The sequence below is a fragment of the Trichococcus pasteurii genome (genome assembly GCF_900112935.1).
In the GTDB taxonomy this organism is placed as follows: domain Bacteria; phylum Bacillota; class Bacilli; order Lactobacillales; family Aerococcaceae; genus Trichococcus; species Trichococcus pasteurii.
In genome coordinates, this window is sequence record NZ_FONM01000021.1 from 34,797 (window position 1) to 44,575 (window position 9,779).

8 protein-coding genes and 1 pseudogene are annotated in these 9,779 nt (G+C 47.2%); 4 read left to right on the forward strand and 5 right to left on the reverse strand.

The annotated features are described in order from the left end of the window. Positions 1-479: 479 nt before the first annotated feature. The 3 genes from BM184_RS13415 to uvsE all read left to right on the forward strand — a co-directional run bounded on the left by BM184_RS13415 (position 480) and on the right by uvsE (position 5,772). On the forward strand, positions 480-2,984 hold the full coding sequence (locus tag BM184_RS13415) for a CoA-disulfide reductase (RefSeq protein ID WP_086943924.1): 2,505 nt from the start codon (positions 480-482) through the stop codon (positions 2,982-2,984). Between the two features lie 492 nt (positions 2,985-3,476). Continuing rightward, positions 3,477-4,466 (forward strand): Gfo/Idh/MocA family protein, encoded by a 990-nt coding sequence (locus BM184_RS13420; RefSeq protein ID WP_086943925.1) that lies wholly within the window; start codon positions 3,477-3,479, stop codon positions 4,464-4,466. A gap of 49 nt (positions 4,467-4,515) precedes the next feature. Further along, on the forward strand, positions 4,516-5,772 hold the full coding sequence (uvsE, locus tag BM184_RS13425) for a UV DNA damage repair endonuclease UvsE (protein ID WP_086943926.1): 1,257 nt from the start codon (positions 4,516-4,518) through the stop codon (positions 5,770-5,772). 78 nt (positions 5,773-5,850) lie between these two features. Here the strand turns inward: uvsE and BM184_RS15205 are convergent, their stop codons facing one another. The 5 genes from BM184_RS15205 to BM184_RS15335 all read right to left on the reverse strand — a co-directional run bounded on the left by BM184_RS15205 (position 5,851) and on the right by BM184_RS15335 (position 9,352). Next, complete coding sequence (locus BM184_RS15205; protein ID WP_143091145.1) at positions 5,851-6,123, reverse strand: hypothetical protein; 273 nt, start codon at positions 6,121-6,123, stop codon at positions 5,851-5,853. A 50-nt stretch (positions 6,124-6,173) separates the two neighbouring features. Continuing rightward, a complete protein-coding gene (locus BM184_RS13430) occupies positions 6,174-6,680 on the reverse strand; it encodes a dCTP deaminase (protein WP_086943927.1) in 507 nt (168 codons plus the stop codon). A 492-nt stretch (positions 6,681-7,172) separates the two neighbouring features. After that, positions 7,173-8,714: an IS66 family transposase gene (gene tnpC / locus BM184_RS13435; RefSeq protein ID WP_093365119.1), complete on the reverse strand. Its 1,542-nt coding sequence runs from the start codon at positions 8,712-8,714 to the stop codon at positions 7,173-7,175. Positions 8,715-8,815: 101 nt separating this feature from the next. Further along, positions 8,816-9,172: an IS66 family insertion sequence element accessory protein TnpB gene (gene tnpB / locus BM184_RS13440; RefSeq protein ID WP_086943929.1), complete on the reverse strand. Its 357-nt coding sequence runs from the start codon at positions 9,170-9,172 to the stop codon at positions 8,816-8,818. Positions 9,173-9,175: 3 nt separating this feature from the next. Next, entirely contained in the window at positions 9,176-9,352 is a 177-nt protein-coding gene (locus BM184_RS15335) for a hypothetical protein (RefSeq protein WP_177208676.1), read from the reverse strand. Between the two features lie 33 nt (positions 9,353-9,385). On the opposite strand from BM184_RS15335, the pseudogene BM184_RS13445 reads away from it, so the two are divergent. After that, a pseudogene (locus BM184_RS13445) lies at positions 9,386-9,779 on the forward strand (hypothetical protein); the annotation flags it as partial.

Genomic DNA, 9,779 nt, shown 5'->3' on the forward strand with positions numbered 1-9,779 from the left:
TGGCGAGAGCGCGAAATCCGTACCTTCGACGAGCCTTCGTTCGCGGGAGGACAGACTGTGCCTGCGTGGCCAGCTCCGGCCAGGCCTTGGTAACAGGAGGAAGACGGATACCGAAGAGCCCAACTCCGTTGAGAAGGGCGCTCACCGGAGGAAGGCACCAGCTCCGATAAGGGTTGTCTTCGCCGGAGCAGGGGCGAGCGGGAAATTCGTACCTCCGGTGAGCCCTTGTTCGTCGGAGGACAGGGTGCGAATCCGCGTTCAGCTCCGGCCAGAGACCGGTAACCGGAGGAAAATAAATCACCGACACCTCACCTCCGACGAGAGCGCTTTTAGTCGGAGGTGGGCGGCACCCGACGGGCTTGTGCAAATTTTTTTTTAACATCTCTGTCACATTTCCCTTTACAAATTATACCTACCGGGGTATTATTATCTGCATACAACCGAAACTTAAAAACTTTGTGAAATGAGGATTTTATATAATGAAACGTAAAATTGTGATCATCGGCGGCGTAGCCGGCGGAGCGACTGCAGCGGCACGCTTGAGAAGATTGAACGAAGAGGACGAAATCGTCATCTTCGAAAAGGGTGAATACATCTCTTTCGCCAACTGCGGTTTGCCATACCACATCGGCGGCGTAATCCAAGAGCGCGATAACTTGTTGTTGGAGACAGTCGGTGGCATGGCGAAGAAATTCAACATCGGCATCAAGAACTTCAGCGAAGTCGTGAAAATCAACCGCGGCAAAAAGACCATCACAGTGAAACACGTAATAACAGGCGCTATGACTGAAGAAAGCTATGACAAGCTGATCATCTCTACAGGCGCAAAACCGATCAAACCGGCCATTACGGGCATCGAGGACGCGCAGAATGTCTTCACATTGCGCAACATCCCGGATATGGACAAAATTAAAGCTTACATCACTGAGCACCAAGTGAAACGCGCGACTGTCATCGGCGGCGGCTTCATCGGCTTGGAAATGATGGAAAACCTATGGGAACTGGGCATCCACGTATCCTTGGTGGAAATGAGCGACCAGGTCATGGCACCAATCGACTTCGAAATGGCGCAATCCGTGCATGCGCACATTGACATGCATAACGTGCAATTGATCTTGAGCGACGGCGTCAAAGCTTTCGAAGAAAACGGCATGAAAGTCCGCTTGAACAGCGGCAAAGTCCTCGACACCGATATGACGATCCTTTCCATCGGCGTGACGCCAGAAAACGAATTGGCAGTCGAGTCTGATCTCAAGACAGGCTTCCGGGGCGCAATCGTCGTGAACGACCAACTGCAGACATCCGATCCGGATATCTTCGCGGTAGGCGACGTCATCGAAGTTACCGACTTCGTCAACGGCAGCCCGACAGTTGTTCCTTTGGCTTGGCCAGCGAACCGTCAAGGCCGCTTGGTGGCTGACCACCTGAACGGCATGGATGTGCGCTACAAAGGCACGATGGGAACATCCGTTGCGAAAGTGTTCGAATTGACTGTTGCGGCAGCCGGAAACAACGAGAAAACCTTGGAACGTCTTGGCACCGACTATAAAGTTGTCCACATTCATCCGAACTCCCATGCTGGTTATTACCCAGGGGCTTCGCCGTTGGACATCAAATTGTTGTTCGGCTTGGACGGCAAAATATTGGGTGTGCAGGCAGTCGGTATGGAAGGCGTCGAAAAACGCGTCGACGTCATCGCGACAGCCATGAAATTGGGCGCGACCGTCTACAACTTGCCGGATTTGGAATTGGCATACGCACCACCGTATTCATCCGCAAAAGATCCAGCCAACATCGCCGGCTATGTGGCTTCCAACATTTTGGAAGGCAAAGTCGATTCGTTCCAGTGGCATGAAGTCGATGGCCTGATCGCAAGCGGCGCGTTCTTCCTGGACGTCCGTGAAGACTTTGAATTGGCGACCGGCGTATTGGGCGATGCCTACACGATTCCGTTGGGCGACATCCGTGCGCGCATGAGCGAATTGCCGAAAGACAAGACGATCTATGTCTTCTGCCAAGTCGGCCACCGCGGCTACAACGCAGCCCGCATCCTGATGCAGAACGGCTTCACCGTCAAGAACCTGGACGGCGGCTACAAAACTTACAAACAAGCGAACACTGTTTTAAATTATAAAGAAGAAGCGCCGGAAGAAGCGGTGCATGTGGAACCGACACACGCGAAGCCAGCCCAACCAGTTGGCAACACGATCCAAGTAGATGCCTGCGGACTGCAGTGCCCGGGTCCGATCCTGAAAGTGAAGGAGAACATGGACAAGATGGTCGACGGTCAGGAACTGATCATCGAAGCATCCGACTTCGGCTTCCTGGCGGACATCGCTGCCTGGACGAAGAACACCGGCAACACGCTGCTCTCGAAAGAAATCGACGGCAAAATCGTCCGTGCCCACATCTCCAAAGGCAAAGGTGGCGCAGCAACTCCAGCAGCACCAACCGGCTTCAACCAAGCAGCCTTGGCAGCCCAAGCGGCACAAGCACCTGTCCTACAGGAAACGAAAGACGGCGCAACGATGGTTGTCTTCAGTGGGGACTTGGACAAAGCGTTGGCTTCCTTCATCATCGCCAACGGAGCGGCGGCTTACGGCAAGCCAGTGACGATGTTCTTTACCTTCTGGGGCTTGAACGTCATCAAGCGTCCGGAGAAAGTCAGCGTAGCGAAACGCGGCATGGAAAAAATGTTCGACATCATGTTGCCGAACCACGCAGGTAAACTGCCGATCTCGAAAATGAACATGGGCGGTATGGGATCGAAAATGATCCAAGCCGTTATGAAACAGAAGAACGTTGACCCGTTGCCGGTCATGATCGCCCAAGCGCAAAAAATGGGCGTTAAGATGGTCGCCTGCACAATGTCCATGGATATCATGGGCATCAAAGAAGAGGAAATCATCGATGGCGTGGACTTCGGCGGTGTAGCAGCTTACATCGGCGACACGATGGATGCCAACTTGAATTTGTTTATCTAATGTAATACTAAAAAGCTCCTGTTGCGGCCAAGAAGGCCGCAACAGGAGCTTTTTCTTTGATTGTTTGGCTTCTTTTGTCGGGCGAATGCCCAGGACAGTATCCGAAATACCCGAAAGAATGTCGATTTGTCGACTGAACGATAGGCGAAGAATGTCAGATACCAGACAAAATGCCTATCTGTCGGGCGAACGCCTAGGACGGTATCCGAAGCACCCGATAGAATGCCGATCTGTCGACTGAACGGATACCGGAAACCGCAAAACACCCGACAAGGCTCTTCTATCGGGCGAATGCCCAGGACGGTATCACATCTGTAGCCTGTTGGCTTAAACAGCACCAAACAATCCAAAGCAGCATCAAGCCCCCGAAGCGACGTACGCAATCGCATCGGGGGCTTGTTCTGCTTGAAGCATTTCTGCAGGTAAACCAACCTACGGTCGCGTATAATAGGCTGTATACAATAACAAGCGAACTTGGAAAAGGGGATGAATATGAAAGAGACAGTATGGGGAATGATCGGCTGCGGCGACGTAACCGAGAAGAAAAGCGGTCCAGGACTATATAAATCTAACGGGTCCCGATTGAAAGGGGTATACAACCGCACTGAGGCCAAGGCGCAGGATTGGGTGAAACGCCATGGACACGGCCGGGTGTATGCAACGGTCGAGGAACTGCTGGCAGACGAAGAAATCACGGCTGTCTACATCGCCACACCGCCGGCAACTCATTTCGATTATGCCATGAAGGTGATTGCGGCGAACAAGGTGCCGTTGATCGAGAAACCGATGGCGCGCACGTTCGCGGAATGCCAAGCGATACTGGATGCGGCCGAGGAGAAAGACTTACCGGTATTCGTCAGCTTCTATCGAAGATCGCTCGAGAAATTCAAAAAAATAAAGGAACTGTTGGATGAGGGAGCCATCGGCCAACCGCAATTTGTGGAAATCCGCCAATACCAACAGCCGGCTCCGGAGGATTTGGACAATGACAACCTGCCATGGCGCCTTCAACCAGCTGCTGGAGGCGGGAAGGACTTGGATATCCAAGTGCATGTGATTGATTACTTGGCTTATTACTTCGGCGACATCACCGCGATGACTGGCATCATCGAGAACCGGGCTGGACTCTATGAAGTCGAGGACACCGTGTCGGCATCCTTCCGTTTCGCGAACGGCGTCGTCGGTTCGGCCGCCTGGTGCTATGTCGCGGACTTCGACTTGGATGAAGTGACGATCATCGGTTCGGAAGGGACCTTGGTCTTCGCAGGCACGAGTTTCGAATGGATCCGACTGATCAAGGACGGAAAAACAACGAACTACACTTTCGAAACACCGGAGCATGTCGCCATGCCGTTCATCCAAACCGTCGTCGACGAACTGAACGGCCAAGCGAAAAGCCCCGCTGATGCTGCCAGCGCAGCCAATGGCATCCGGATGTTCGACGAGTTGTTGAAGGATTACCGCAAAGGATACGAGAACTGATCCCAAGCAACGAAAAATAATTAAACAGAAAACCTAAAGGAGGTCCGCTATGAGCATCGGCTATGCCTGTCTCAACATCGGTACACCAAACACGAATATCCGCAGCGTCATGCAACGGAACGCGACCCCGGAAAAACTGACGGAGGTGACCGCGCACAATCTGGAGGCGTTGGAGAAGATGGTCGACTACAACATCGCTAATGATATCAGTCTCTACCGCATCAGTTCGGATCTGATCCCGTTCGGTTCGAGTCCGGTCAATACACTCGATTGGCCGGAAATCCACAAGGAGGATTTCGAACGCATCGGCGCCAAAATCCGCAACAGTGGCATGCGCGTTTCCCTTCACCCGGGCCAATACACTGTCCTGAACTCGCCGACCGAAGACGTTGTGGAGCGTGCCATCATAAACCTTGTCTATCACGACAAAATTCTGGCCGTGCTCGGCTCCGACACAACCAACAAAATCGTCCTGCATGTCGGCGGCATCTACGGCGACAAAGAAGCGGCATTGAATCGCTTCGCCGAGAACTTCCAGAGCCTTCCGGAAGCTGTCCAAAACCGTCTCATCATCGAAAATGACGACAGGCTCTACAACATCGAGGACGTCCTCGGCTTAGCGGACCGACTCCACATCCCTGCCGTCTACGATAACCTGCACCACGCCATCAATCCGCCGCCTTCAGGAGGCAGTGACCCATACTGGATCGCCGAGGCCAAAAAGACTTGGAAAGAGGTGGATGGCAATCAAAAGATCCATTACTCCCAGCAGGCAGCTGGCAAACGCCCCGGTGCGCATACGGATACTATCCAGTTGGAGACGTTCCTGAAGTTCTACGATCAACTGACTGATCCGACCATTGACATCATGTTGGAAGTGAAGGACAAAAACCTCTCCGCCATTAAATGCCAAAACGCGACCACAGCCGCGCCAAAATTGCTACTTCTGGAAAAAGAGTGGGGCCGTTACAAGTACGCCATCCTTGAAAAATCTCCCGCGATCTACCAATCTATCCGCACACTGCTGAAAGACAAAGAAGCCTACCCGATCCGAGAATTCTATTACCTTATCGACACCGCCTTCGCCGAAGAAATCCGCCCCGGCTATGCCGAAAACGCCGCAGCTCATGTCTGGGGCTATTTCAAGAAACACGTGACCGATGCCGAGCGCAGACAGTACGAAAAGAACCTCGCAAGCTATCGGAACGGAACCGGCACGCTAGCGATACTGAAACGCCAGCTGTTCAGGCTGGCGGAAAAATACGAAGCGGGGTATCTGTTGCAGTCGTTATATTTTTATCTGTAGTGAAGAAAAAAATCAAACTCAGGAAATGTAGAGTGTACATTCCTAAGTTTGATTTTTTTAACAGTTTATTTTTAATTTTTATCGTGTAACTAGAAAATGTTCTAAACGGGCACCATAAACAGCAATTAATACACTTACTAGGAGTAGTACAACCGATACTGCACCCAATGTTATTTTTCCACAGAGCTTTTTATCCATGAAGGGCATAACCAATGATTCTAGAAAAACTAAACTACTTATGCCACCGATGGCTCCGAAATTTTTAGCTAAAATAATATAGATATTATCCGTAGATGAGCTTGCTTCGCTATTGATATCTATGATACTAAAAATACCAATGAATATTGTCATGATGACAATGACACTATTAAAGATGTTTTTTTCTATATTTTCTAGCTCAGTTACTTTTTTTCTAATGTTGATAATGATGGTAACTTAATATCGTGATAATCTCCAATTCCGGAATAACTAAATTCATCGGAAAAAGTTCCATCATACGGCTTGCTCGGTTCACAAGATAATTTTTCAAACATGATCGAAGCAACTGATTCTCCCTTTGATAGAGTAATGGTGTTAGAAGATAGATTCGTTACTCTTAGAAAAACCTTAGTTCTATGTCCAGGTTGATAAACAGGACCAGCTACTGCCAAACCCAATCTAATAGAACTGTTTCTCTGAACAATTAGACCAACATGATCATTAGGCATTGTCAAAATTTCTTCACTTGAAACAAAGACAATCTGCCCAGCATTCAAATCATATTTATCTACTTCTTCTTTTTTGTCTGGCAAAATAATGGATTCAATAGTTAAATCATAACCAGATGCCCCAAGTTTCTTTTTATCGAACGGTTCAATAACTTTTGAATCTTCTATTAATTTCAGTATGTGGTTATCTGCTAGATACATAATAGAAACCGCCCTTCCTCTTGTATTTATCTTATAGTTTACTATTTGATTTAAAAAAAATCAATATCAAGTAACATATACAGAGCAAGTTTCGATTTTATGAAATTATAAAAATATATAAACCAATTTCAATTCGTTAAATTATTGTTTTTTGCTAAATTTCCGCTTCTGCACGTTGTTGTCTGACGGCAAATAGTAATTCTAAAATAGTAAGAATATTAATGCTAGACAGCCTGCATTCCCGAATTGTGTAACGATAATCACTCGAAAAACCGCTGTAACGATTGATATATAGCGGTTTTTTTGTAGACTTATAACTCGTTATATAATATAATGTATAACGAGGAGTGTTGATATGGCAGTTATTTTTCAGACAAACAAGAAAACGGGCATTACTTATGCCTATCAGAATGAACGTAAGCGCCAAATAATCAGGTATATACTACAACACGAATAACCCTGCTACAATATGGATATCATATCGTAGTAGGGTTATTTGCAGTTTGCTTGGATCTCTGGATTCCATGGCAAATAATCCTCAAGAAGTTCGGGCTCCTCTTTGAATGGCGTGTTCGGAAGTTCCTTGAACAAATAAGTCAGGTATTTGAATACATTCAGATTATTTGCTTTGGCAGTCTCAATGATGCTGTAGGCAATGCTGCTTGATTCAGCGCCCTTAGGGCTGGCATAAAAGTTCCATGCTTTACGGCCGACCACGAATGGTCTTATGCTTCGTTCCGCCAAATTGTTTGAAATTTGGCATTCACCGTCCAAAAGGTAATTCATCAGGTACGGTTTCTGTTTCTTGGCATAGCTAAGTGCTTTTCCAAGAACGGAATTCGGCAGCGCATTGGTCGTTTCAACCCATCCCCAGAATGCCTTAAGTACCGGAATCGCCTTCTTTTTCCTTTTCTTCAAGCGTTCCTCAGGCGGCAGATGTGCAATTTCTTTTTCAATACTAAAAAGTGTGTTGCAATAATCCAGTCCAATTTCACATTGTGACTTTTTGCCGGTACTGGCTTTAGGAACTCCTTCGTGGAATTTTCGCCGAATATGCGCAAGGCAACCTACACGCGTCACATTCTTTACCTTGTTATACCCCTCATAGCCATCGCAATGGATATAACCCGTATACCCCGATAAAAACTTCTCCGCATTTTCCCCTGCACGCGTAGGCGAGTACTGGTAAAGAACAATTTGTTGATCGGCATCTGTGCTATTCCGATAGAGCCACATATACGAATTTGAAGTGGCTTTCCTATTGGGTTCGTTCAAAACTTGCGTGGTTGTTTCGTCAACAAATAGGCAGTTGGCGGTCAATAATTTCTGGTGAAGCAGGTTATAAAGTGGCTTCAGCCAAAGTTCGGCAGCTTTGATTACCCAATTGGCCATTGTAGTTCGGCTCAAGGCAATACCGTAATTTTGCCATTCTTTTTCTTGACGATGGAACGGCAAGGACATTTCATACTTTTGATGTAATAGCCAAGCCACCGAACTAGCAGAGGCCAAGCTTTTAGGAATAACTGGTATCGGTAACTCTGCCTTCACGATGGCGTCTGCTCCGTCCTTTTTACAACAAGGGCATTCGTAGGCATGGCGATAGATTTTTCTAACTTTTAGATGTGCCGGGATGAATTCTACCTCCTCGCGGATGTATTCGCGACCAATTGGTCGCAACTCGGTATTGCACCATTCGCAATTCGAATCATCCTTATGAAGAATACAGTCGACTTCTATCACAGGCAGATCCTTGACCAAATTCGCTTTATGTCCGGGAGTTCTTCTTTTACGCTGAACCTGTTCCGCTGCCTGTGGTTCTAATGCAGACTTGTCGGCTACAACTTCAGCTTCGTTGAAAACATTGATCTCTTCATCCTTGAATAGCTCGATTTGATTTTCATCGGTAGGCGTGCTTTTTTCGCTGGAACGACCATACAGTTTCTGCGTTAACACTTGGACTTGTTCAGTCAGCAGAGCAATTTGCGTAACCAACTGCTTATTTTGCTCAAGCAACATTTTTTCCATCTCAGTCATTCCCAACACATCTCCATTCCGATTCATAGCCTCCTTATTATATCAAGAAATGAAGCCAAAAACAGCCACAAATGTTGTCTAATCAACAGTTGTGGCTGTTTTTAATGGAAATGTCCTGGGCTTACTTTCTTGATAGCCTTCGGCTGTTCAATCGATAATCCCTCTAATAACCATCGCAACTCTTGCTGAGAAATATTTCTCACTTCCGAACTCGATCGCGGCCATTGAATCACGCCATTTTCTAAACGTTTATACAGCAATATAAATCCATCTCCATCCCAATGGAGTGCTTTGTATTTATTCCTGCCGCCTCCACAAAACAGGAAGAGGCAGTCATCAAATACATCCATATCAAATTGATCCTGAACAAGAGCAGCCAGGCCATCAATTGACTTACGCATATCGGTTTTTCCGCAAACAAGGTAAATGTGTTTAACCTTGGTATAATCAACAATCATCCATCACAGCTCCTTCAACAAAGCGTATAGGATGTATTTTTCAATACCTTGATATACTGAAACCGTTCGGTTTCGATTTGTATCCTTTATTTCAAAAGCAAGTTGTCGCTCGTGTGTCATTGGATCAAAATCATTTTGATTATCTAACTGAATAGGAACAATGTCCGGCTGTTTTTCCATTTAGGTACCTCCGTTATATATGATAACTGAAGTATAAATGGAAAAACGCCTCACGAAAATCTACCTGATTATTTGGCGCTTACGAATGAACCCTACTGGGATAAGGAAAAGCAACAATCACGCGCTAAGAGGACACTGATTGGAAAAGTCGATCCGGTTACAGGTGAAATCATCCCAACACGTTCGTACAAAAAGAAACCGGCCCCGACTTCATCGGAAGTTAAGCCAGGGCCGATTCCAATGACACAAGTCCGAAGAATCTTCTATGGGGCAGGTTATCTGCTCGATCAAATTGGCAAGCAGACAGGCGTATACGCGGACCTTAAGGCCATCTTCCCGGAGCATTATAAGCAAATTCTGTCGATCGCCTATTACTTGATTCTCGAAGAGAATAACGCCTTGAGTCGTTTTTCCCATTGGCAAAAAC